This window comes from Frondihabitans sp. PhB188 (assembly GCF_003752365.1).
In the GTDB taxonomy this organism is placed as follows: Bacteria; Actinomycetota; Actinomycetes; order Actinomycetales; family Microbacteriaceae; genus Frondihabitans.
Genome location: NZ_RJUO01000005.1, coordinates 1 through 22,252, shown reverse-complemented (window position 1 = coordinate 22,252; position 22,252 = coordinate 1). Strand labels below are relative to the sequence as shown.

21 protein-coding genes are annotated in these 22,252 nt (G+C 71.7%); 9 read left to right on the top strand and 12 right to left on the bottom strand.

The features are described 5' to 3' along the window. Positions 1-345 precede the first annotated feature (345 nt). From EDF46_RS15080 to EDF46_RS15050, 7 genes are all read right to left on the bottom strand, one after another. Positions 346-1,017, bottom strand: a complete 672-nt coding sequence (locus EDF46_RS15080; protein ID WP_123507149.1) for a response regulator — start codon at positions 1,015-1,017, stop codon at positions 346-348. Further along, positions 1,014-3,569 carry a DUF4118 domain-containing protein gene (locus tag EDF46_RS15075; protein WP_123507148.1) on the bottom strand — a complete coding sequence of 852 codons (2,556 nt, stop codon included), beginning with the start codon at positions 3,567-3,569 and terminating at the stop codon, positions 1,014-1,016. The genes EDF46_RS15080 and EDF46_RS15075 overlap by 4 nt, the downstream gene beginning before the upstream one ends. Before the next feature lie 4 nt (positions 3,570-3,573). After that, the gene (kdpC, locus tag EDF46_RS15070; protein ID WP_123507147.1) at positions 3,574-4,182 is read right to left on the bottom strand and encodes a potassium-transporting ATPase subunit KdpC; all 609 of its coding nucleotides are present in this window, start codon (positions 4,180-4,182) and stop codon (positions 3,574-3,576) included. Between the two features lie 11 nt (positions 4,183-4,193). Beyond that, positions 4,194-6,365 (bottom strand): potassium-transporting ATPase subunit KdpB, encoded by a 2,172-nt coding sequence (gene kdpB, locus EDF46_RS15065; RefSeq protein ID WP_123507146.1) that lies wholly within the window; start codon positions 6,363-6,365, stop codon positions 4,194-4,196. Position 6,366: 1 nt separating this feature from the next. Then, positions 6,367-8,022 carry a potassium-transporting ATPase subunit KdpA gene (gene kdpA / locus EDF46_RS15060; RefSeq protein ID WP_123507522.1) on the bottom strand — a complete coding sequence of 552 codons (1,656 nt, stop codon included), beginning with the start codon at positions 8,020-8,022 and terminating at the stop codon, positions 6,367-6,369. Positions 8,023-8,027: 5 nt separating this feature from the next. After that, positions 8,028-8,117, bottom strand: a complete 90-nt coding sequence (kdpF, locus tag EDF46_RS15055) for a K(+)-transporting ATPase subunit F (RefSeq protein ID WP_123507145.1) — start codon at positions 8,115-8,117, stop codon at positions 8,028-8,030. 146 nt (positions 8,118-8,263) lie between these two features. After that, positions 8,264-8,836 (bottom strand): TetR/AcrR family transcriptional regulator, encoded by a 573-nt coding sequence (locus EDF46_RS15050; protein ID WP_123507144.1) that lies wholly within the window; start codon positions 8,834-8,836, stop codon positions 8,264-8,266. A gap of 90 nt (positions 8,837-8,926) precedes the next feature. On the opposite strand from EDF46_RS15050, the gene EDF46_RS15045 reads away from it, so the two are divergent. Further along, positions 8,927-9,808 carry an SDR family oxidoreductase gene (locus tag EDF46_RS15045; RefSeq protein WP_123507143.1) on the top strand — a complete coding sequence of 294 codons (882 nt, stop codon included), beginning with the start codon at positions 8,927-8,929 and terminating at the stop codon, positions 9,806-9,808. 87 nt (positions 9,809-9,895) lie between these two features. Here the strand turns inward: EDF46_RS15045 and EDF46_RS15040 are convergent, their stop codons facing one another. Beyond that, positions 9,896-11,095, bottom strand: a complete 1,200-nt coding sequence (locus EDF46_RS15040) for a GAF domain-containing protein (protein WP_123507142.1) — start codon at positions 11,093-11,095, stop codon at positions 9,896-9,898. A gap of 153 nt (positions 11,096-11,248) precedes the next feature. Between EDF46_RS15040 and EDF46_RS15035 the strand changes: the two genes are divergently transcribed. Continuing rightward, positions 11,249-11,839: a dihydrofolate reductase family protein gene (locus EDF46_RS15035; protein ID WP_123507141.1), complete on the top strand. Its 591-nt coding sequence runs from the start codon at positions 11,249-11,251 to the stop codon at positions 11,837-11,839. Between the two features lie 26 nt (positions 11,840-11,865). Here EDF46_RS15035 and EDF46_RS15030 read toward each other — a convergent pair whose 3' ends face one another. Together EDF46_RS15030 and EDF46_RS15025 are read right to left on the bottom strand one after the other, a co-directional pair. Then, positions 11,866-12,798, bottom strand: coding sequence for an NAD-dependent epimerase/dehydratase family protein (locus EDF46_RS15030; RefSeq protein ID WP_123507140.1), 933 nt, complete (start codon positions 12,796-12,798; stop codon positions 11,866-11,868). Beyond that, positions 12,795-13,235, bottom strand: coding sequence for a MerR family transcriptional regulator (locus EDF46_RS15025; protein WP_123507139.1), 441 nt, complete (start codon positions 13,233-13,235; stop codon positions 12,795-12,797). Before EDF46_RS15025 ends, EDF46_RS15030 begins: the two co-directional genes overlap by 4 nt. A 299-nt stretch (positions 13,236-13,534) precedes the next feature. On the opposite strand from EDF46_RS15025, the gene EDF46_RS15020 reads away from it, so the two are divergent. The 7 genes from EDF46_RS15020 to EDF46_RS14990 all read left to right on the top strand — a co-directional run bounded on the left by EDF46_RS15020 (position 13,535) and on the right by EDF46_RS14990 (position 20,090). Next, positions 13,535-14,161 (top strand): GntR family transcriptional regulator, encoded by a 627-nt coding sequence (locus tag EDF46_RS15020; RefSeq protein ID WP_123507138.1) that lies wholly within the window; start codon positions 13,535-13,537, stop codon positions 14,159-14,161. Positions 14,162-14,352: 191 nt separating this feature from the next. Further along, positions 14,353-15,801, top strand: a complete 1,449-nt coding sequence (locus tag EDF46_RS15015; RefSeq protein ID WP_233580063.1) for an MFS transporter — start codon at positions 14,353-14,355, stop codon at positions 15,799-15,801. A gap of 69 nt (positions 15,802-15,870) precedes the next feature. Then, on the top strand, positions 15,871-16,776 hold the full coding sequence (locus EDF46_RS15010; RefSeq protein WP_123507137.1) for an ABC transporter substrate-binding protein: 906 nt from the start codon (positions 15,871-15,873) through the stop codon (positions 16,774-16,776). Further along, entirely contained in the window at positions 16,773-17,780 is a 1,008-nt protein-coding gene (locus EDF46_RS15005; RefSeq protein ID WP_123507136.1) for an ornithine cyclodeaminase family protein, read from the top strand. Before EDF46_RS15010 ends, EDF46_RS15005 begins: the two co-directional genes overlap by 4 nt. Beyond that, positions 17,777-18,493: an aspartate/glutamate racemase family protein gene (locus tag EDF46_RS15000; protein ID WP_370454123.1), complete on the top strand. Its 717-nt coding sequence runs from the start codon at positions 17,777-17,779 to the stop codon at positions 18,491-18,493. The genes EDF46_RS15005 and EDF46_RS15000 overlap by 4 nt, the downstream gene beginning before the upstream one ends. 120 nt (positions 18,494-18,613) lie before the next feature. Then, positions 18,614-19,420, top strand: coding sequence for a sugar phosphate isomerase/epimerase (locus EDF46_RS14995; protein ID WP_123507135.1), 807 nt, complete (start codon positions 18,614-18,616; stop codon positions 19,418-19,420). Positions 19,421-19,616: 196 nt separating this feature from the next. Next, positions 19,617-20,090: a riboflavin kinase gene (locus EDF46_RS14990; protein ID WP_123507134.1), complete on the top strand. Its 474-nt coding sequence runs from the start codon at positions 19,617-19,619 to the stop codon at positions 20,088-20,090. 136 nt (positions 20,091-20,226) lie between these two features. Here the strand turns inward: EDF46_RS14990 and EDF46_RS14985 are convergent, their stop codons facing one another. Then, entirely contained in the window at positions 20,227-20,961 is a 735-nt protein-coding gene (locus EDF46_RS14985; protein ID WP_123507133.1) for a ThuA domain-containing protein, read from the bottom strand. Then, positions 20,958-22,103: a Gfo/Idh/MocA family protein gene (locus tag EDF46_RS14980; RefSeq protein WP_123507132.1), complete on the bottom strand. Its 1,146-nt coding sequence runs from the start codon at positions 22,101-22,103 to the stop codon at positions 20,958-20,960. The genes EDF46_RS14985 and EDF46_RS14980 overlap by 4 nt, the downstream gene beginning before the upstream one ends. Positions 22,104-22,252: the final 149 nt, after the last annotated feature.

Sequence of the window (22,252 nt, the reverse complement as noted above, 5' to 3'; positions counted from 1 at the left end):
CGGGGTGTATGGGCGGGGGCTGGTCGGTTCGGGTGGGTCTCCGGGGGCGCGCCCGAACCGACCAGCACCCGCCCACGCGGGGTGTGTGGGCGAGGTTGCGGCAGTGCGGGCTCGGGCGGCCCTCCGTTTCGGCTCGGCCCCGCCGACCCGGGCCCGGCCCCCGCCGTTTCGGCTCGGACCCGCCGACGCGACGGCGGGGCCGAGCCGATTCGGCGGGCCCAGCCGCAGACCTCGCCGGCGCCGAAGAGGGGAACCCTTGGGTTCGGCGCAGTCCCTCCGGTTCGGGCCAGCCCGCCGGCCGCCCGGGGCGGGCGTCCGCGGCGCCCGGATAAGCGGGCCGGCGCGCTAGGGGACGTAGCGGTAACCCATGCCCTGCTCGGTGACGAGGTAGCGCGGGGCGCCGGGCACGGGCTCGAGCTTCTTGCGGAGCTGCGCCAGGTAGAGGCGGAGGTAGCCGGTGTCGCGGGCGTGCGCGGGGCCCCACACCTGGGTCAGCATCGCCTCGCGCGTGATGAGCCGGCCGGGGTTGGCGAGGAGGAGCTCGAGGAGGCGCCACTCCGTCGGGGTCAGCCGCACAGGACCGCCGGGGCCGGTGACGACGCGCGCGGCCAGGTCGACGGTCACGTCGCCGAGGCGGACGGCGGGCGACTCGGCCGCCGGGGCGGTGCGACGGGTGAGGGCGCGGATGCGGGCGAGCAGCTCGTCCATCGCGAAGGGCTTGGTGACGTAGTCGTCGGCGCCGGCGTCGAGGGCGTCGACCTTGTCGGCGGCTCCGGTGCGGCCCGACACGACGAGGATCGGCACCTGCGACCAGCCGCGCAGGGCCTGCACCACCTGGACTCCGTCGAGGTGGGGCATGCCGAGGTCGAGCATCACGACGTCGGGGTGCTGCGAGATGGCCTGGGCGAGGGCGGCGGCTCCGTCCGCGGCCGTCACGACCTCATAGCCTGCCGCACCCAGGGTGATGCGCAGGGCGCGGACGATCTGCGGGTCGTCGTCGGCCACCAGGATCTTCACGAGGCGGCCCCCTCGGGCGGCGCAGGATCAGGCGAAGCCGCCACTGGCGCCCCCGCCACCGAAACCCCCGCCACCGAAACCCCCGCCACCGGCAGCGACACCACCATGGTCAGCCCGCCGCCCGGGGTGTCCTCGGCGTCGAGCGTGCCGCCCATTCCCTCGGTGAAGCCGCGCGACAGAGCGAGGCCGAGGCCGAGACCCGTCGTGTTGTCGGTGTCGCCGAGCCGCTGGAACGGCACGAACACCTCGTCGCGGCGGTCGGCAACGATCCCGGGACCGTGGTCGGCGACGCGGAGCTCGACACGCCCGTCGAAGTGGCTGGCCGCGACGCGGACCCGCACGTCGGCGGGGGAGTGCCGCACCGCGTTGTCGAGCAGGTTCACGACGACGCGCTGCAGCAGCACGCCGTCGGCGAGGGCGGCGGGCAGCGCGTAGGCGAGGCCGAGCTCGACCTCGTCGGGCCCGAGGCCGAGCTCGTCGAGCGAGCCGAGGATGACGTCGTCGACGTCGACGGCGGCGAGCGAGACGGCGAGCACGCCGGCCTGCACGCGCGACACGTCGAGGAGGTTCGTGACGAGGGTCGCGAGCGACTCGAGGCTCTCGCTGGCGGTGGCCAGCAGCTCGTCTCGGTCGGCGGGGGTCCACTCGACGCCGGGGGAGCGCAGGCCGGTCACGGCGGCGGTGGCCGCGGCGAGCGGGCGGCGGAGGTCGTGGCCGACGGCCGCTAGCAGCGCCGTGCGCATCTGGTCGGCCTGCGCGAGCGGCTCGACCTCGTCGGCGGCCTGCCGCAGGGCGGAGCGCTCGAGCGCCGCGTCGACCTGGGCGGCGATGACGGCGAGCAGCCGCTGCTCGGCGGCCGCGAGGTCGGGGCCGCGCAGCTCGAGCGTTCCGTGCGTGCCCGTCGGCAGGGTGGTCACCCGGTCGTCGCGGTCGGCCTGACCCACCTCGGTGACGACTCGCCCCTCGGCGAGCACGCGCACGCTCGTCAGGCCGAAGACCTCGCGGGTGCGCGACACCAGCGCCGCCAGGGCGTCCTGCCCGCGGAGAACGCTGCCGGCGACGGTCGCCAGCAGCTCCGACTCGGCCAGGGCGCGGGCCGCCGACCGCGACCGGCGTGCGGCCTGGTCGACGACGTACGACACCAGCAGGCCGTTGACCACGTACAGGGCCAGGGCGAGCAGGTGCAGCGGCCGGTCGATCGTGACGCTGTGGATCGGCTGCACGAAGAAGAAGTCGAGGGTGAGCCCCGAGAGGACGGCCGCGATGAGCGCCGGCCAGATTCCGCCGACGAGGGCGACGATCACGACCAGCAGCTGGTAGACGAGCACGTCGCTGGTGAGGGTGTCGTCCGAGCGGACGGCCGTCAGCAGCAGCGTGACGAGCGGGCCGAGCACGAGCGCGAGCACCAGGCCGACGATTCGCCGGCGGAGCGTGAGGGCTCCGCCGGGGCGAGGCAGGGTGAAGCGGCCGCCGGCGCGCGAGTGCGACACGATGTGCACGTCGATGGAGCCCGACTCGCGGATCACCGTCGCCCCGATGCCCGGCCCGGTCAGCAGGGCGGCGAGCCGCGAGCGGCGGCTGACGCCGAGGACGAGCTGCGTGGCGTTCATCGACTTGGCGAACGCGACGAGCGAGCGCGGCACGTCGTCGCCGACGACCTGGTGGTAGCTGCCGCCGAGCTTCTCGACGAGCGCGCGCTGGGCTGCGAGGGCGCCGGGGTGCGAGTCGGCGAGGCCGTCCTGTCGGCTGACGTGCACGGCGATCAGGTCGCCGCCGGCCGAGCGGGCCGCGATCCGGGCACCGCGCTTGATGAGCGTCTCGCCCTCGGGGCCGCCGGTCAGGGCGACGACGACGCGCTCGCGGGCCTCCCACGTCGAGTCGATGCCCTTCTCGGCCCGATAGGCCTTGAGCGCCGACTCGACCTCGTCGGCCAGCCACAGCAGCGCCAGCTCGCGGAGCGCGGTCAGGTTGCCCAGGCGGAAGTAGTTCGAGAGCGCGGCGTCGATGCGGGCGGCGGGGTAGACGTTGCCCTCGGCCAGCCGGTCGCGGAGGGCCTGCGGGGCGAGGTCGACGACCTCGATCTGGTCGGCCGATCGGAGGATCGCGTCGGGGATCGTCTCGCGCTGGGGAGCGCCGGTGATCTGCTCGACGACATCGCTCAGCGACTCGATGTGCTGCACGTTGACCGTCGAGATCACGTCGACCCCGGCCTCGAGCAGGTCGAGCACGTCTTGCCAGCGCTTCTCGTTGCGGCTGCCGGGCGCGTTGGTGTGGGCGAGCTCGTCGACGAGGGCGATGTCGGGTCGCCGGGCGACGACCCCGTCGGCGTCCATCTCGGTGAGCTCGACGCCCCGGTGCTGCGAGGCCAGCCGCGGCAGCACCTCGAGGCCGCCCACGAGGGCCGCCGTGGCCGCGCGCCCGTGGGTCTCGACGACGGCCACGACGACATCGCGCCCCTCGGCCTTCAGTCGCGCGCCCTCTTCGAGCATCGTGTACGTCTTGCCCACCCCGGGCGCGGCGCCGAGCAGCACGCGGAGCCGCCCTCGAACCATTGCGTCAGTCTTTCGTCAGTGCGGCCAGAGCGACGTTGAGCTCCAGCACGTTTACCGTGGGCTCCCCAAGGTATCCGGCCTCGCGGCCGCTGATCCTCGATTCGACCAGCCTGTGGACAACCGCGTCGGAGAGTCCGGTGGCGGCCGCGACCCGCTTCACCTGGAGCAGCGCGTACGCCGGGCTGATCGCCGGGTCGAGTCCGGAGCCCGACGCGGTGAGCGCGTCGTCGGGGACAGCGGCCGGCGCGACCCCCTCGAAGGCGGCGATCGCCGCGCGACGATCCTTGATCGACGACGCGAGGTCGGCGTTCGACGGCCCCAGGTTGCTGGCGCTCGACGCCGACGCGTCGTACCCGTCGCCGGCGGCGGAGGGCCGCGACTGGAACCACCGGGCCAGCGGCTTGCCGTCCTCGTCGGCGAACGACTGCCCGATGAGCGACGACCCGACGACCGAGCCGCCCGAGCTCACGGTCGACCCGTTCGCCTGGTGCGGCAGCACGAGCTGCCCCACTCCGGTGAGGAGGGCCGTGTAGGCGACGCCGAGCACGACGGTGAAGACGAGCATGGCGCGGAGTGCGACCCACCAGGGGCGCGCGGAGGTGCGAACAGACATGAGACGGGTCCTTAGAAACCGGGGAGGAAGGAGACGATGAGGTCGATGAGCTTGATCCCGACGAACGGGGCGACGATGCCGCCGAGCCCGTAGATCAGGAGGTTGCGCGACAGGATCGACGATGCCGACGCCGCGCGGTACTTCACGCCGCGCAGCGCCAGCGGGATCAGCGCGACGATGACGAGCGCATTGAACACGATCGCCGAGAGGATCGCCGACGCGGGCGAGTGCAGCTGCATGATGTTGAGCAGCCCGAGCCCGGGGAAGATGCCGGCGAACATGGCCGGGATGATGGCGAAGTACTTGGCCACGTCGTTCGCGATCGAGAACGTGGTCAGGGCGCCGCGCGTGATGAGCAGCTGCTTGCCGATCCGGACGATGTCGATGAGCTTGGTCGGATCGGAGTCGAGGTCGACCATGTTGCCGGCCTCCTTCGCCGCCGACGTGCCGGTGTTCATGGCGACGCCGACGTCGGCCTGGGCGAGAGCGGGAGCGTCGTTGGTGCCGTCGCCGGTCATCGCCACGAGGTTGCCGCCCTCCTGCTCCTTCCTGATCAGAGCGAGCTTGTCCTCGGGCGTGGCCTCGGCGAGGAAGTCGTCGACCCCGGCCTCGGCCGCGATGGCTCGGGCCGTCAGCGGGTTGTCGCCGGTGATCATCACCGTGCGGATGCCCATGAGGCGCAGCTCGGCGAAGCGCTCGGCGAGGCCGTCCTTCACGACGTCCTTCAGGTGCACGACGCCGAGGATGCGGGTGGCCCCGTCGACGGAGCGCGTGGCCACGACGAGCGGGGTCCCGCCCGCGTTCGAGACGCCGGTGACCAGCCGGTCGAGGGCGTCGCGCTCGGCGGCGGTCCCCGCGAGGGAGGCGGCGGACTGCTCGCGGGCGGCGGCGACCCAGGCGGCGAGGGCGGTTCCTGCGCCCTTCCTCACGGCGGAGCCGTCGGCGAAGTCGACGCCGCTCATGCGCGTCTGGGCGGTGAACGGCACGACGGCGCCCGCCGGGGCCGACGGCACGGCGAACCCGTTCTCGACGGCGAGGTCGACGATCGAGCGTCCCTCGGGCGTCGGGTCGGCCAGCGACGACGTGGCCGCGGCCTCCGTCAGCTCGGCCTCGGTCGCCGAGCCCAGGGGCAGGAACTCGCTGGCGCGGCGGTTGCCGTAGGTGATGGTGCCCGTCTTGTCGAGCAGCAGCGTCGTCACGTCGCCCGCGGCCTCCACGGCACGCCCCGACATGGCGAGCACGTTCCGCTGCACGAGGCGGTCCATCCCGGCGATGCCGATGGCCGAGAGCAGGGCGCCGATCGTCGTCGGGATCAGGCAGACGAGCAGGGCGATCAGAACCGGGATCGACGCCGCGGCATCGCTGAGCGAGGCGATCGGGTTGAGCGTGAGCACCACGACGACGAACACGATCGAGAGAGACGCGAGCAGGATGTTCAGCGCGATCTCGTTCGGGGTCTTCTGCCGGGCGGCCCCCTCGACCAGCGAGATCATCCGGTCGACGAAGGTCTCGCCGGGCTTTGACGTGATGCGGACGACGATCCTGTCGGACAGCACCCGCGTGCCGCCGGTGACGGCCGAGCGGTCGCCTCCCGACTCGCGGATGACCGGGGCCGACTCGCCCGTGATGGCCGACTCGTCGACGCTGGCGATGCCCCAGACGATGTCGCCGTCGCCGGGGACCAGCTCGCCGGCCACCACGACGACCGTGTCGCCGAGGGTGAGGTCGGCCGACGAGATCTCGTCGGTGGCCGACGTCGACGCGTCCGGGTCGCCCGACGCGTCGTAGTCGAGCACCCGGACGGCGCTCGTCGAGGTCCTGGTCTTGCGGAGCGTCTCGGCCTGCGCCTTGCCGCGGCCCTCCGCCACCGACTCGGCGAGGTTGGCGAAGACGACGGTCAGCCACAGCCACGCCGCGATCGCCCAGGTGAACGAGCCGGGGACGACCGAGCCGCCGGACTCGCCGGGCCCGCCGGTGAACGGCTCGGCGACGGCGAGGACGGTCGTGTACGCGGCGCCGACCTCGACGAGGAACATGACCGGGTTGCGCCACATCAGGCGGGGATCGAGCTTGCGGAGGGCGCCGGGGAGGGCCTCGACGAGCTGGGCGGCGGAGAAGGCGGTCTTCTTCGACGGGGTGGGCGCGAGTTCCTGCGCCCGATCGGGGGTCTCGAGGGTGGTCATGTCAGTTGAGTCCTTCGGCGAGGGGTCCCAGTGCGAGCACGGGGAAGTAGGTGAGGGCGGTCACGACGATCGACACGCCGAGGAGGAGGCCGACGAACTGCGGCCGGTGGGTGGGGAGCGTGCCGGCCGTGGCGGGCACCTTGTCTTGAGCCGCGAACGACGACGCGAGCGCCAGGACGAACGCGATGGGCACGAAGCGGCCGAGCAGCATGACCACGGCGAGCGAGATGTTCATCCAGTCGGTGTTCGCAGTCAGGCCGGCGAACGCCGAGCCGTTGTTGTTGGCGGCGGAGGTGTACGCGTAGAGCACCTCGGTGACCCCGTGCAGGCCCGGGTTGAAGATCGATGTCGAGATGACGCTGTCGCGGACTCCCGGCAGCGCGAAGCTCAGGGCCGTGCCGGCCAGGGCGAGCGTCGGCGTGACCAGGATGTAGAGGGAGGCGAGCGTGATCTGGCGCGGGCCGATCTTCTTGCCGAGGTACTCGGGCGTGCGGCCGACGAGCAGGCCCGCGATGAACACGGTGATGATCGCGAGCACGAGCATGCCGTAGAGGCCCGAGCCGACGCCGCCCGGCGAGATCTCGCCGAACATCATGTCGAGCAGCGCCATCATGCCGCCGAGCGCGGAGTACGAGTCGTGCGCCGAGTTCACCGCGCCGGTCGACGTCGAGGTCGTCGCGGTCGCGAACAGGGTCGACGACCAGACGCCGAAGCGGGTCTCCTTGCCCTCCATCGCGCCCGTCGCGCCGTGCGTCTCGAAGATGGTCATCGCGGTGAGGGAGGCGGCGAAGATCGTCGCCATGACGGCCGCGATCGCGGTGCCCTGGCGGGTGTCGCCGACCAGGCGGCCGAACAGGCGCGGCATCGAGAACGGGATGATCAGCATCAGGACGATCTCGAACAGGTTGGTGAAGGCGTTCGGGTTCTCGAACGGGTGGGCGGAGTTCGCGTTGAAGAAGCCGCCGCCGTTCGTACCGAGCATCTTGATGGCCTCCTGGGACGCCACCGGTCCGCCCGGGATCACGGCGCTGCCGCCGGTGAGGGTCGTGACGTGCTCGAAGCCGCCGAAGTTCTGGATCACGCCACCCGCGAGGAGCACCACCGCCGCGACGACGGCCATCGGCACCAGCACGCGGGCGAGGCCGCGGGTCAGGTCGACCCAGAAGTTGCCGAGCGTGCCCGAGCGGACCCGCGCGAGGCCCCGGATCAGCGCGACCGCGACGGCCATGCCGACGGCGGCCGACACGAAGTTCTGCACGACCAGCCCGCCGAGCTGCACGGCGTAGCCCATGGTGACGTCGGGGGAGTACGACTGCCAGTTCGTGTTCGTCACGAACGACACCGCCGTGTTGAAGCTGAGCGCGTTCGGGATCGAGCCGAAGCCGAGCGAGTAGGGGAGGAGCGCCTGCAGCTTCTGCAACGCGAACACGAAGGCGATGCCGACGGTCGAGAAGACGAGGATGCCGCGCAGGTAGGCGCCGCTCGACTGCTCGCGCGACGGGTCGACTCCGATCACGCGGTAGAAGCCGCGCTCGAGGCGCCAGTCGCGACGGGCGCTGTAGACCCAGGCGAGGTAGGCGCCCATCGGACGGTGGAGGGCGACCAGAACGACCAGGACGGTCATGATCTGGAGCAGGCCGGCGACGGAGTCGGGCATCGTCATCAGAACCGCTCGGGTTTCACGAGCGCGACGACGAGATAGACGAGGGCGGCGACCCCGAGGGCGGCCGCGATGAGGCTGAAGACGATCACGGATCCGATCAGACACCCGCTGCGGGGCTGCGACGGCGGTCCTAACAGGACCCGTGCGGGCGCTCGCAGGATCCTGACGGTTTCCTAACGCGGGGGCCGAGCGTGGCGGGAGCCCCCGGTGGGGCCCGGCGGCGGGTGGCCGCCGATCAGCCCAGCTGGGCCACCGCGGCGCGGAGCCGACCGAGAGCCGTCTGCAGCAGGTCGGCGAGGGGCGGGGCGTCGGCGTCGGCGATCCACTCCGAGAACGCGTCGTGGAAGGCGAGCACGCCGAGCTCGGCCGCGGTGGCCGCGACGGGGTCGACGACTCCGCGGGCGCGGAGGGCGTCGGCCATCGCGGCGGCCATGCCCACCTGCTTGAGGAGGGCCCGGTCGCGCAGCTCGGCGCTGGTCGCGATGACGGCCTCGAGCCGCGGGCCGAGCTCGCGGTTGAACGGGGTCATCGACGCGGCGGCGGTGGCGAGCCCTGAGGCGACGGCCTCGAGGGGCGTCGCCTCGGCGGGGGCTGACGCGATGCCCTCCGCGAAGAGGCGCGACAGGGTGGCCTGGCCTGCGGCGAGCACCTCGCGCTTGTCGGAGAAGTGGCGGAAGAACGTGCTGCGCGTCAACCCTGCCCGGTCGGCGATCTGGGCGACCGTGGTCTCGTCGTAGCCCTGGTCGGTGAAGAGCTCGAGGGCTGCCGTCACAAAGCGCTCGCGTGCGTCTGGTTCCCATCGAGGCATGGGTTCATCCTAGCGATGCGACACGAGTCCCATCACGGTGCTACGGTGATGGGACATCAGTCGCATCATCATCGACCCAGGGAGCATGCAATGCGCGTATTCATCACCGGAGCATCCGGCCACATCGGTGCCGTCGTCACAGAGGAGCTCGTCGCCCACGGCCACGAGGTGCTCGGCCTCGCCCGTTCGGAGTCGTCGGCGCAGAAGGTCGTCGCCGCCGGGGGCACGCCCATGCTCGGCGGTCTCGGCGACCTCGACGTGCTGACGAACGCGGCCACGGAGGCCGACGGCGCGATCCACCTCGCGTTCAGCAACGACTTCGGCGACCTCGAGGCCAGCATCGCCGAGGAGGGCCTCGCCATGGACGCCATCGGCGCCGCCCTCGTAGGCACGGGCAAGCCGTTCACCATCGTCTCGGGCACGACCTGGGTCGAAGGCCGGCTCGCGACGGAGCACGACCCTCTGCCGCACGACGGCCCCGTCGGCGGCCGCGGCATCAACGTCGACCGCATCCTGGCGCTCTCCGATCAGGGAGTCCGCACGTCGGCCGTCCGCCTGCCGCGCTCCGTCCACGAGCGGTACGCGGCCTACGGGTTCGCGGGCATCCTGATCGGTGCGGCACGCCAGTCGGGGTTCTCGGCGTACGTCGGCGACGGCAGCCAGCGCTGGCCCGCGGTGCACCGCCGCGACGCCGCCTCGCTGTTCCGCCTCGCGCTCGAGACCGCGGAGGCCGGGACCGCGGTGAACGCCGTCAGCTCCGAGGGCGACACCATGCTCGAGATCGCCACGGTCATCGGCGAGCAGCTCGGCGTTCCCGTGCAGCAGGTCCCGGTCGAGAGCTTCGGTCCTCTCGGCATCATCTTCGGCATCGACCAGCCCGCGTCGAGCGCCTGGACGCGCGACACCTTCGGCTGGGCGCCGTCGCACCCCGTGCTGCTCGACGACCTGCGGGCGGGCGACTACCCGGCGTAGCCCGCGGCGAGACGTCCCTCCCCGAGGCCGACTTCCGCGTCATCGCCTCCGCCCTGGGAGCAGCGTCTCCCGACGAGTGAGCGCTCCCTATGACGCGACCTCGTAGATGCGCTGCTGCACCTTCGACGCCAGCGTGCGGAGGGCCGCTGCGTCGTCGGGGGTGAAGCGCCGCGGCTTCGAGTCCATGACGCAGAGGGCGCCGATTCGCTGGCCCGTCGGCGACTCGAGCGGGTAGCCGGCGTAGAAGCGGATGCCCGGCTCCCCGGCGATCATCGAGTACCAGGCGTAGCGGGAGTCCCGGCTGGCGTCCTCGACGGCGAAGTGGCTGCTTCGCCGCACGGTCAGGTCGCACAGCGACTGCCCACGCGGCACGGTCGCCAGATCGATGCCGCTGCTGGCCATCGTGCTCTGCGTGTCGCGCCCGACGAGGGTGACTGCGGCGAACTCGGTGCCCAGCGCGCGCCGGGTGTCGGCGGCGAGGCCGTCGAGGACGGGATCGGGGTCGGCGGCCTGCAGCGCGGCCTCGACCTCCTCGAACGCGTGCTGGCGTTCCTGCTCATCGGCCTCCGAGGTGTCGGCAGCGGCGGGGCGGCTCGGATCGAGGTTCTCGTGGATGCGCTGGGCGATCGAGTCGGCCCAGCGCTCGTAGACGCGGGCCTCGGCCGTCTCGTAGACGTGCCCCTTCGACTCGGGCACGAAGACGATGCCCGACCGCGGGGTGGCCAGGTCTTCGGTGATGGTGTTCATCAGTCCGACGTGGAAGTCGACGATGTCGGCCAGTCGTCTCGGGAAGTGCGGGTTCACGCCGAACTGGGGCACCGCCAGCACGAAGACGAGCGAGGCGCTCGGTGTCCGCTGCCGTACGAAGCCGACGAGGGCCGCGACCGATGCCTCCCACTCGGCGGGCGCCAGAAGTGTGAGCGCCTCGTGGGCGCCGGTCGAGAGCAGCACGATGTCGTACTGGGAGAGGTCGACGTCGGCCAGTGCGTCGACACAGGCGACGGTGTCCATCTCGTCGTCGACGAGGACGTCGACGTCGGTGGCGCGGCCGGTCCGCTCCGTCAGGCTGCGGGCCAGGAAGCCGGGAAGACCGAGATCGTGAGTCAGGACGCCGCGCCCCGCGGCGGCGCCGTCGCCCACGATCAGGACTCGATCGGGGTTCGTGCCCGGCGCGCGCACGTGCGGCGAGTCACGGGGGAGGACGCGGCGTCGCCAGGAGTGGCGGCTGAAGGCGAGCCAGAGCGCGACGAGGGGGCGCGCGAGGAGTCGGCGGAGGGAGTCGAGCATGCGTGGTCCTGATCCGGTCGGCGCCGCCCTCGGGCGGCGATGCTGCGCACGGCCTGGTGAGGCGCCGGGCGGAGTATCGATGACTTCCGCGACAGTAGCGGCAAATCGTCGGATTCGCACGGAAGAGCCGGTGCACGGCGTAGCCTCGCGCGCATGAGCCCCCTCGTCGTGCAGACCTTCCTCACCCTCGATGGCGTCGCGCAGGGGCCGGGCGGCTCGGACGAGGACACCGAGGGCGGCTTCAGCCATGGCGGCTGGCAGGACGACGCCGACCTGGGAGACGTCGTCACCGACTGGGAGGCCAAGACAGCGGCCCTGCTGCTCGGGCGCAAGACGTACGACATCTGGGCGGGCGCGTGGGGAGTCTGGCCCGAGGACGCCCCCGGGTTCATGGGCGAGTTCACGCGCCGCTACAACCGCGTGCCGAAGTACGTCGCTTCGACGACCCTCACCGAGCTGGGCTGGACCAACTCTCACCTTCTCGGCGCCGACCTGCCCGCCGAGGTGCGCCGGGTCCGCGACGAGACCGACGGGGAGCTGCGTGTGTGGGGCAGCACCCGCCTCATCCGCACCCTGGCCGAGCACGACCTGGTCGACGAGTACCGCCTCGTGACCTACCCCGTCGTGCTGGGCACCGGCAAGCGGCTCTTCTCCGACGGCTTCCCCGTCACCAGGCTGGCCCAGGGCGAGGTGCGCGTGCTGCCCTCGGGCGTGACCGTGACGAGCTACACCCGCCGGCCCTAGCCGACGAGTCCGAGCTCGACCAGGCTCTAGACGGTCTCGACCAGAGTCGCCTCGACGGGCCGCGGGTGGAAGCCCAGCTCGGCCTTGGCCCGCTCGTTGTGGATCACGAGCGGCGGGAGGTCGTCGCCCGGGGCCTCCTCGGTCGGCGCCTTCTCGGCGAGCACCGGGAAGTGCTCGCGGAGCACGGTCGCAACCGCGAGGAACGTCGTCGTCGGGCCGTCGGCCAGGGCGAGGTAGCGGCGGCCCGCAGCGGCCGCGGTCGTCATCGCGGCGATGTGCAGCTGCGACACGTCGCGCACGTCGGCGATCCCGAACAGCTGACGGGGCGTCACGGGCATGTGTCCGCCGATCATCGCCGTGAACACCTGGAGCGACGAGCGGGCGGTGCGGGTGAGGGTGGGTCCGGCGATCCAGGTGGGGTTGACGGTGACCAGCTCAGTTCCTGCACCTTCTGCCTCGATGAAGTCCCAGGCCGCACGCTCGGCCACCGCCTTCGACAGCGGGTACGCCGGGAGCCCGGGGGTCGAAGGGTCGGTCCAGTCGTCTTCGGTGTAGTCGCGGACGCGCTTGGGCGAGTAGCCGACAGCGGCGAACGACGACGTCAGGACGACCCGGGGCACGCCGGCGTCGCGGGCGGCGCGGAGCACCCGCAGGCTGCCGTCGCGCGCTGGGATCACGACCTCGTCGGGCTCGGTCGCGAGGATCATCGGCGAGGCGACGTGGTAGACGCCGTCCATGCCGGTGGCGGCCGCGGCCCAGCCGTCGTCTTCGGTGAGCGTCGCGGTCACGACCTCCAGCCCCGAGTCGTCGGCCCCACCGCAGCGCACGGCCTCGCGCAGCTCGGGTTCGCTGTCGAGCGAGCGGACCGTGGTGCGGACCTCGACCCCCGCGCGCAGCAGGTCGGCGACGAGCCGGCTGCCGAGGTAGCCCGAGCCGCCGGTCACCAGCACCCGCGTCATCGGAGCGCCCCCTCGAGCTGCGGCAGGATCGCGTCGACGCGGGTCTTGGCCTCGGCCTCGAGCGCGACGTCGCCCTTGTCGCGGGCATCCCACAGGGCCGCCTTCGCGCTCAGGTACTCGAGGTGGATGTGCAGGGTCGCGATCTCGCCCTCGATCCGCGTGGCGTGCTTCGTCAGGATGTCGCGCTGCTCGCCGGCCGCGGCATTTCCGAGGGCTCGGTTGGCCAGGTACGTGCGCATCTCGTCGATGCCCATCCCCATGGCGCGCAGGCAGGCGAGAATCTGCAGGTCGTCGACGTCGGTCTCTCGGTAGCGGCGGTGCCCGCTGCGGTCGTCGCGGAGGATCGGGCCGACGAGCCCGACCTCCTCGTAATAGCGCAGGGTCGGCTCGCTGAGCCTGGTCCGGCGCGATGCGTCCTGAATGGTCATCGTGGTCATGTCGTCACAGAACCACACCTCGAGCGCTTGAAGTCAACTGCTCCGGCCGGGATGGTGAGAAGTCGCTCGTTGTCCCGGCCAGCGAGCTGGGCGACAACGAGCGACTCCTCACCGGACCCGACCGCGAACGTGACTGCCGCCGACGCACTACGACCCCGACTCGTTCACGCCGGAGCGGGCCGGACGCGCCCTGCGGGCCGGGGTGGCGGCTCTCGTGAACGAGCTCAACGGCACGGTCGTCTGGGTCGACTGAGGCGCCCGCCAGGAGTTCCTGCGCCCCGACCGATACGATCGGCCTCGTGGAGTCCAAGCCCGCGTCCGTCCTCCGAGCCCTTCGCGCCGAGATCATCGCCGGCACGCTGCCCCGGGGCACGCGCCTGAAGGAAGACCAGCTCGCGGAGCGCTTCGGCGTCTCGCGGGTGCCGGTGCGCGAGGCCCTGCGCCAGCTGGAGACCGAGGGCTTCGTCGTCGCCGAGAAGTTCAAGGGCGTCAGCGTCGCCGACTCGTCGCCGGAGGCCGTCGTGGAGCTGATGCAGATCCGCCGCGGTCTCGAGGTGCTTGCGGCTCAGCTCGCCGCCGGGCGTCGCGGCGGCGAGAGCGCCGACCTGCTGCGCGCAGTGGTGAACGAGGAGCGCTCCGACCAGGAGGTCGAGGTGCAGTCGCCGCGGTTCACCTTCCACCGCCTGGTGGCAGCCGCCTCGGGCAACGCCCGGCTCGACCAGATGATCGAGCGCCTCGTGCACCAGACATCGTGGGCGTTCGAGCGGGTGACGCAGGACGAGGTGGCGTCCAGCGGCGGCGACCATGCGGCCGTCGCCAACGCGATCCTGCGCGGCTCAGTGGTTCAGGCCGGGCTCCTGATGGAGGAGCACCTGCGGCGCGACGAGGCGATCTTCGCTGCCCTCGAGCCTGCATTTCGCGACTGAACGTATACGAAAAGTAGATTTTTCGGGCGTGTCAGGCGCTGAAATCGTTTAATTGTCGGGCTACTCAGGCGCCCGTAATCAAGCGTTTCTTCCCCGAAACCAGCCGGAAACACGTTTTCGTATACAAAAGAGTGTCCGCACGGTGCAGAATGAATCTGGCGCCGCCACCTCTTTTCCCGCTGGAGTCTCGAATGACTGCTGTAACCCGCTCCACAGCTTCCACCGGCACCACGACCCCTCCCACGAAGTCCGCCACCGGCAACGGCGTCGCCTCCGCCCTCGACTCGATCGGCTTCACCCGCGCCCAGTTCTGGGTGCTCATGCTGATCCTCGCCGGCGAGTTCTTCGACACGCTCGAGCAGAACTCGGTCGGCGCCATGGCCACCAACATCAAGGCGTCGCTCCAGATCGGCGACGTGCAGCTGACCACGATCAACACCGCCACCGTGCTGGGCGGCCTCGTCGGCCGCCTCCTCGCCGGCTTCCTCGCCGACCGGTACGGCCGCCGCTTCTCGCTCGGCCTCAACCTCCTCATCTACACGCTCGGCGGCCTGCTGTCGGCGATCTCGTTCAACTACGACATGCTCCTCGTCAGCCGCTTCATCGTCGGCATCGGCGTCGGCGGCGAGTTCATGATCGGCATCGCGATGCTCTCCGAGATGGTCGCGACCCGCTTCCGGGGCGGGCTCATCGCCACGATCAACGTGGGCGCCGGAGGCATCGGCAACTTCATCTCGTACGGCCTCTTCCTGCTGCTCCTCGGCCCCCTGGCCATCCCGCTGGGCGGCGACGACCACGTCTGGCGCTGGACCTTCGTGATCCTCGCCCTCCCGGCCCTGCTGGTCGTGCTCTACCGCCGCCGTCTGCCCGAGACCCCGCGCTGGCTGCTCTCCAAGGGCCGCATCGACGAGGCGAACCGCTCGCTGGCCATCCTCGCCTCGAACTCGCTCCGCCCCTCGGCCGACGTCAAGCCGCCCCTCACGCTGACCGCCGCCGACCTGCCCCCGGTCGCGCTGCACTCGTCGCCGGCCGCCGTCTTCCACCCGCTCGTGCTCCGTCGCACCATCTCGATCGGCATCGCCTCGTGGATGGCCTTCGGCTCGCAGGTCACGCTGAACTTCCTCATGCCGACCCTGCTCGTCGAGCGCGGCTACACCGTCTCGCAGAGCCTCCTGTACACGATGATCATGAACGTGGGCTCGCTCCTCGGCTGCACAGCGGCCGCGCTGCTCGCCAACCGCGTCGGCCGCCGACCCCTGGTCACGACGGCCGGGATCCTCGGCTGCCTCACCGCCCTCGCCTTCGCCGGCTTCGGCAACGCGACCGGCGCGATCCTGGTGCTCGGCGCCCTGTTCCAGTTCTTCACCATGGTGACCAACACCACGCTCGCCGCCTGGACCGCCGAGGTCTACCCGACCGCGATCCGCGCCTCCGGCGCCTCGATCGTCAACGGCATCGGCAACATCGCCGGAGCGGTCATGCCGTTCCTCGCGATCGCCCTCTACGGCCACTTCGCCTTCGCCGGCGTCTTCGGCCTCGCCGCAGTCATGTACGCCATCCTCGTCATCGCCTCGCGCTTCGCCCCGGAGTCCCGCGGCCGCTCGCTCGAAGACGTCAACGAGAACGTGCTCGCTTCCTGACCACCCGGCGGGGCCGGTGACCACCGGCCCCGCCTCCGCCCCACCGCAACCGATTCCCTGGAGGAACACATGGACACCCTGAAGATCACCGCGACCGCCAACGGCCTCAACTACCTGCCCGAGTACGTCGCGGCGCAGGGCGGCATCTTCGCCGCGAACGACCTCCAGGTCACCGCCGTGGCCCGCGACCCGTGGACGGGCGTCCTCGACGACATCGAGTCGGGCGCAGCCGACGTGGCCCTCGGCGGACTCTGGGTCCCGGCCATGTACGCCGGCATGGACCGCAGTTTGTCGGTCGTGGGCCAGCTCAACCACAGGTTCCCGATGACGATCGTGTCGCGCACCGAGACCGCTCCGATCAGCCTCGGCCAGCTCGCCGGCAAGGTCGTCCTGGCACCCGGGGCCGGCGGCAGCGCCCCCTACGAGTTCACCGCGGGCCTGATCCGCGAGGCCGGCTTCGACGTCTCGGCCACCCGCTTCGTCCGCGACCTCTCGACCGCCATGCTGATCGAGCTCTACAAGGGCGGCCTCGGCGACGCGATCATCCTCGACCTGATCTCGGCCAAGGAGGTCGTCGCCGACGGCTTCGGCACCATCGTCTTCCAGCACCTCGAGGCCGGCGGCATCATGCCGAACAGCGTCTACTACTGCCTCTCCGAGCGCGTCGACGAGCTGGGCGACCGCCTCGGCCGCTTCATGGACGGCATCGCGACAGCCATGGAGAAGATCACCTCGAAGCAGGCCGACGCCGAGATCGACGCGGTCCTGGCCGCCCGCTGGCCCGACAAGGACCACGCGCTGCTCCGCTCCGCCGCGACCGAGATGGCCGAGGGCGGCGTCTGGGACTCCGCAGTCATCGACCGCGACGCGTCGGACCGCTGGATGCGCATCCTCGACGAGGGCGGCCTGCTCGCGCACGTGCCCACCCTCGAGGAGCTCCAGGGCGCCGCGGCTCCGGTCGGCGCCGCCTCGTGACGGTCGTCCTCGGTGCGAGCGAGATCGGCTCGCTGATCACCTCGGTCGACGCCGTCGACGCCGTCGAGGCCATCCACCGCGACCTCGGCTCGGGTGCCATGACGCAGCTCGCGCCGGGCGCCCTGACCGGGGCCGACGAGGCCATCTTCCTTCCGATGACCTCGCGCTCCGACCGCCTCGGCCTCGTCGCCGTGAAGCTGATGGCCGACATCCCCGCCAACGCCGAGCGCGGCCTGCCGACGCAGCGCTCGACCATCGTCGTGTCGTCGGCGGTCACGGGGGAGTGCGTCGCCATCCTCGACGGCGCCTCCATCACCCGCGTCCGCACGGCCGCGACCTCGGTCGTCGCCACGAGGCACCTGGCCGCACCCGGGGGCCGCACCCTGGGCCTCATCGGCGCGGGCAACCTCGCGATCGAGCACGCCAGGGCGTTCGCCGAGACCATGCCCTTCGAGCGCATCGTCGTCTGGTCGCGGTCGAGGTCCACGGTCGACGCCTTCCTGGAGGGCGTCGGCTTCGACCTCCCCGGCGGCTGCGTCATCGCGTCGAGCCCCCGCGAGGTCGTCGAGCAGGCCGACGTGCTCTGCACGCTGACCCCGTCGATCGACCCCGTCGTCCTGGGCGCCTGGCTGCACGAGGGCCAGCACGTCAACGCGGTCGGCGCCCGGCCCCGTCCGACGCACCGCGAGCTCGACGGCGAGGCCATGGCCCGCGGCACGGTGATCGTCGACAGCCGCGCCACCGCCTTCTCGAAGTCCGGCGACCTGCTCGAGGCGATCGCCGAGGGGGCGCTGTCGGCCGACACGCGATTCAGCGAGCTGGGCGAGGTCATCGCAGGAACTGCGGCCGGCCGCACCGCACCCGACGACATCACGGTCTTCGACTCCGTGGGGCTCGCCGCCCAGGACCTCGCCGTCGCCGCCCGAGTGATCGACCTCGCCGCCGAGCGCGGAGTCGGCCAGGCCGTCGCCCTCGCGCGCGTCTCGGGGGCGGTGCCCGCATGATCCGCATCGCCGTCGTCAACTGCAACACCACCGAGTCGATGACCGAGACGGCCGCCGCGCGCGCCCGCCTGGCGGTCGGGCCCGGCGTCGAGATCGTCGCGGTCACCCCGAGCTGGGGAGTCGCATCGGCCGAGGGCTGGTACGACAGCTTCATCAGCGCGGCCGCCGTGCTGCAGACGCTCGAGACGCTGCCCGCCGACATCGACGGCGTGGTCATGGCCGGCTTCGGCGAGCACGGCCGGGAGGGAGCGCGCGAGCTGCTGTCCATACCCGTGGTCGACATCACCGAGGCCGCCGCGCATCTGGCCATGCCGCTCGGCCGCCGTTTCGGCGTCGTCACGACCGTGCGGCGTGCCGTCGGGCAGATCGAGGACAGCCTGACGAACGCCGGCCTCATCGCCAAGTGCGCAGCCATCGAAGACACGGGGCTCGGCGTGCTCGAGCTCGAGGAGGACGCCTTCGCCACAGCCGAGGCGTTCGTCGAGGCCGGTCAGCGCGCTATCGCCAAGGGCGCCGAGGTCATCTGCCTCGGCTGCGCGGGCATGGCCGGTCTCGAGGTGCACGTCCGCGACCGTCTGCCGGTCCCGGTCATCGACGGGGTCGCCGCCGCGGCCGCCATGGTCGAGACCCTCGTTCGGCAGGGGCTGACGACGAGCAAGGTCGAGTCGTTCGCCGCGCCGCTCGCCAAGGCGAGGAGCTGGCCCGGGGTCTGAGGCCGATCGAGGTTCCAGCGTCGCTCGAGGTTCTAGGCTGAGCGAGTTGGCTCGTGCACAGCAGCCGTGACTAGGCTGATCGAGAAACCTACCACCGTTCGGCAACTCAAAGGACCCTCAATGACGACCCCTTCCGTCCAGCTGTACACCCTGCGCGACGCCGTCGCTGCCGACCTCGACTCGGCGCTGGCGCGGGTCCGCGAGATCGGCTTCGAGCTCGTCGAGCCGTACTCCTTCCCCGAGCGCGTCGCCGACTACGAGCGCGCGTTCGCCGCGACGGGCCTCGCCGCGCCGTCCGGCCACGCTCCGGTCATCGACGTCGACGACCCTTCCGTGGTCTTCGACGCCGCGGCCCGCCTCGGCATCGAGACGGTGATCGACCCGTTCATCCCGACCGACCGCTGGCAGACCGCCGACGACGTGGCCCGCCTCTCGGCGCGCGTCAACGAGCTCGCCGAGGCCGCCAAGTCGTTCGGCCTGCGCTTCGGCTACCACAATCACCAGTGGGAGTTCACGAACAAGGTCGACGGCCAGACCGTCTACGAGCTCTTCGTCTCGCAGCTCTCCGACGCGGTCGTCCTCGAGCTCGACACGTTCTGGGCGACCGTCGGCGGCGCCGACACCCCGGCCGTGCTGAAGGCCCTCGGCGACCGAGCCGTCGCCATCCACGTGAAAGACGGCAAGATCTCGGGCGACATCCGCGACGCGCTGCCCAGCAGCGAGTCGGCTCTCGTCGTTCCCGAGGCGCTGAAGGCCGCCTTCGAGAACCAGACGCCCGCCGGCCAGGGCGACGTCGACGTCGCAGGCATCCTCGCGGCGGCCCCGCAGGCCCTCCGCGTCGTCGAGTTCGACGGCTACAGCGGAGACGTCTTCGAGGGAATCGCCTCGTCGCTCGCCTGGCTGAAGCAGAACGACTCCGCCGTCTAGGCGCTCTCAGCCTCTTCATCGGCAGCGTGACGCCGCGACTGCCCCGGAACGCCGGGGGAGTCGCGGCGTCGTCGCAGGCGCAATGAACTCGTAACACTGCGTACGAATAGGCGCAATACGCCGCGCGTTGACTAGCGTCAGGAGAACGACGCCGGGGTCGTTCGAACAGACAGCTATTCGACTGACAGGACGCGTAATGGGAGCACTGCCCGCGAACACCGCAACCGCCTTCCTCGGCGAGCCCCTCGTCGACTCCCCGGAGGCGGCGCGGCTCGCTCTGTACCCGACGGTCACCGGTCGGGTCGTGCACGGCGAGATGCGCGGCCGTGAACTCGGGTTCCCGACCGCGAACCTCGACCCGAAGGCCGAGGGCGTGACGCCCGCCGACGGCGTCTACGCCGCCTGGGTCGTCATCGACGGCCGCGTCTTCGGAGGTGCCGTCTCGGTCGGCAACAACCCGACGTTCGAAGGCGTCCCCGAGCGGCAGATCGAGGCGCACATCCTCGACGCCTCGCTCGACCTGTACGACCGCGAGATCTCGGTGCACTTCGTGAGGCGCGTCCGCGGCAACGTCCGCTTCGAGGGGCTCGACGCGCTCGTCGCGCAGATCGCCGCCGACGTCGCCAACATCCGGGGCATCCTCGCCGAGCGCCACCTCCAGGCCCTCTAGCCCCCCTGTCCCTCCCTCCCTCCCTCCCTACCCTCCCCTCCCCCAGCCCCCCCCAAAGCCCGGTGAGGAGTCGCTGGTTGTCGAGACCCCGCCCGCCCCGAGCAACGAGCGACTCCTCACCGGGCTCGCCGGGCGACTACCGGTTCAGGAACCAGTCGCGCGGGTGCTGATCGGCCGTCAGGTCGCGGCGCGGCGCGGTCGGCGCGGCCCATTCGGCGGCGTTGGCCAGCACCCGGCGGATGTCGGGGTGGTGGTAGACGGGGTACTCCTGATCGCCGGGCGAGAAGTAGAACACCTTCCCGAGACCGCGGCGATACGCGACGCCCGAGCGGAAGACCTCGCCGCCGTCGAACGTCGACAGGAACACCTCCTCGTCGGGCCGGGGGATGTCGAACTGCTCGCCGTACATCTCCTGGCGGTCGATGACGATCGGGTGCGGCACGCCCTGGGCGATGGGGTGGTCGGGCGCGATCGTCCAGACGAGCTCGCGCTCGCCGTCGTTGCGCCACTTGAGCGAGCAGGTCGTGCCCATCAGCCGGGTGAACGGCTTCGAGTAGTGCCCGGAGTGCAGCACCACGAGCCCCATGCCCGCGTGCACGTGGCGTACCACGCGGTCGACGACCTCGTCCGAGACCTGGTCGTGCGCGATGTGCCCCCACCAGAACAGCACGTCGGTGGCCGCGAGGCGCTCCTCGGTGAGGCCGTGCTCGGGCTCCTGCAGGGTCGCCGTCGTGACGTCGGCGTCGGCGCCGAGCAGCTCGCGGAGCCCGTCGGCGACGACCGCGTGGATGCCGTCGGGGTAGTTGCCGAGCACCACCTCGTCGCCGCGTGTCTCGTGGACGTACTCGTTCCACACCACGATCCGGGTCATCGGGCCACCGCCTCGGTGCTCTCGACCGACACTTCGCGACCGGCGGCCGCCGACTCGTACACGGCGTCGACCACCCGCGAGCGGTGCAGCGCGTACTCGCCGTGGTGGCCGGCGTACCGGGGAGCCGCACCGTCCGCACCCTCGCGGATGGTCGCCAGGAACTCCTCGATCACGCTCTGGTGGTGCCCCGCAGGAACGTGCACGTCGGGCCGCGACACCGTCGGAGCGCCCGCGACGTCCGAGTACAGCGTCACCGTCCCGTCGGTGCTGTAGTCGTCGACGTGCAGCCGCACGCCGCCCTCGGCGCCGAGCAGCTCGACCTCGATGTCCTCGTGGGCCTTCGAGTACGACGCCCACGACGCCTGCAGCTGCAGGCTCGAGCCGTCGGCGAAGCGGAGCAGCGCGTTCGCGAAGTCCTCGACGTCGAACGCGTGCCCTCCGCGCGCCGAGACGGGCCCGCCGCGCGTGCTGCCGCCCCGGCCGGCGCGGCCGAGCTCGTTGTAGGCCACGGCCGAGACCGCGGTGACCGTCGGCTCGCCCATCAGGTAGAGCGCGATGTCGAGCACGTGCGACCCGAGGTCGATCAGGGGCCCGCCGCCCGCCGCGGCCTTGCTGGTGAACCACGAGTCGATGCCGGGTACCCCCGACCGCCGCAGCCAGCTGGCCCGCGCGTGGTAGACGCGTCCGATGGGGTTCTCGTCGAGCTCGCGGCGCAGGAACTGCACGTCGGCGCGCCTCCGGTGGTTGTACGCCACCTCCAGCACGCGGTCGGCCGCCCGGGCCGCCGCCACCATCTCGGCGGCGAGGTCGCCCGTCGTGGCCAGCGGCTTCTCGCAGAAGACGTGCTTGCCCGATTCGAGCGCGGCCATGGCGATCGGATGGTGGAGGTCGTTGGGCACGCCGATCGACACGATGTCGAGGTCGTCGCGCGCCACGAGGTCCTGCCAGTCGGCGTACGTCGCCTCCACGCCGCGGGTCTCGGCGAGCTCGGCCAGGCGGCCGGCCTCCTGGCCGGCGAGGGCGACGACGCGCGCTCCCGGCAGGGCCGTGTAGGCGTCGAGGTGGGTGGTGCCCGCGAAGCCGAGCCCCACCACCCCCACTCGGAGCTCCGTCGTGTCGGTCGGGGTGGGCAGCGTCGTCATATCGTCCTCGATTCGGTGTGGCTGTCCGTCAACCCTGCCACGTCGAGGGCCGATGGTCACGAACGGGTAACGGAGGGCACCCGGACCAAACCCTCCCGGGGAGGGTGGCGAATACATGACATCGGGCAAACGCCCAACGAACACCGATC

Coding starts and splice junctions, on each gene's coding strand:
- kdpC (WP_123507147.1), bottom strand. CDS start 4,182: ATGTCTGTTCGCACCTCCGCGCGCCCCTGGTGGGTCGCACTCCGCGCC.
- EDF46_RS14995 (WP_123507135.1), top strand. CDS start 18,614: ATGACGACCCCTTCCGTCCAGCTGTACACCCTGCGCGACGCCGTCGCT.
- EDF46_RS15040 (WP_123507142.1), bottom strand. CDS start 11,095: ATGCTCGACTCCCTCCGCCGACTCCTCGCGCGCCCCCTCGTCGCGCTC.
- kdpB (WP_123507146.1), bottom strand. CDS start 6,365: ATGACCACCCTCGAGACCCCCGATCGGGCGCAGGAACTCGCGCCCACC.
- EDF46_RS15030 (WP_123507140.1), bottom strand. CDS start 12,798: ATGACGCGGGTGCTGGTGACCGGCGGCTCGGGCTACCTCGGCAGCCGG.
- EDF46_RS15050 (WP_123507144.1), bottom strand. CDS start 8,836: ATGCCTCGATGGGAACCAGACGCACGCGAGCGCTTTGTGACGGCAGCC.
- EDF46_RS15035 (WP_123507141.1), top strand. CDS start 11,249: ATGAGCCCCCTCGTCGTGCAGACCTTCCTCACCCTCGATGGCGTCGCG.
- EDF46_RS15045 (WP_123507143.1), top strand. CDS start 8,927: ATGCGCGTATTCATCACCGGAGCATCCGGCCACATCGGTGCCGTCGTC.
- EDF46_RS15000 (WP_370454123.1), top strand. CDS start 17,777: ATGATCCGCATCGCCGTCGTCAACTGCAACACCACCGAGTCGATGACC.
- EDF46_RS15015 (WP_233580063.1), top strand. CDS start 14,353: ATGACTGCTGTAACCCGCTCCACAGCTTCCACCGGCACCACGACCCCT.
- EDF46_RS14990 (WP_123507134.1), top strand. CDS start 19,617: ATGGGAGCACTGCCCGCGAACACCGCAACCGCCTTCCTCGGCGAGCCC.
- kdpA (WP_123507522.1), bottom strand. CDS start 8,022: ATGCCCGACTCCGTCGCCGGCCTGCTCCAGATCATGACCGTCCTGGTC.
- EDF46_RS15025 (WP_123507139.1), bottom strand. CDS start 13,235: ATGACCACGATGACCATTCAGGACGCATCGCGCCGGACCAGGCTCAGC.
- EDF46_RS15010 (WP_123507137.1), top strand. CDS start 15,871: ATGGACACCCTGAAGATCACCGCGACCGCCAACGGCCTCAACTACCTG.
- EDF46_RS15075 (WP_123507148.1), bottom strand. CDS start 3,569: ATGGTTCGAGGGCGGCTCCGCGTGCTGCTCGGCGCCGCGCCCGGGGTG.
- EDF46_RS14985 (WP_123507133.1), bottom strand. CDS start 20,961: ATGACCCGGATCGTGGTGTGGAACGAGTACGTCCACGAGACACGCGGC.
- EDF46_RS14980 (WP_123507132.1), bottom strand. CDS start 22,103: ATGACGACGCTGCCCACCCCGACCGACACGACGGAGCTCCGAGTGGGG.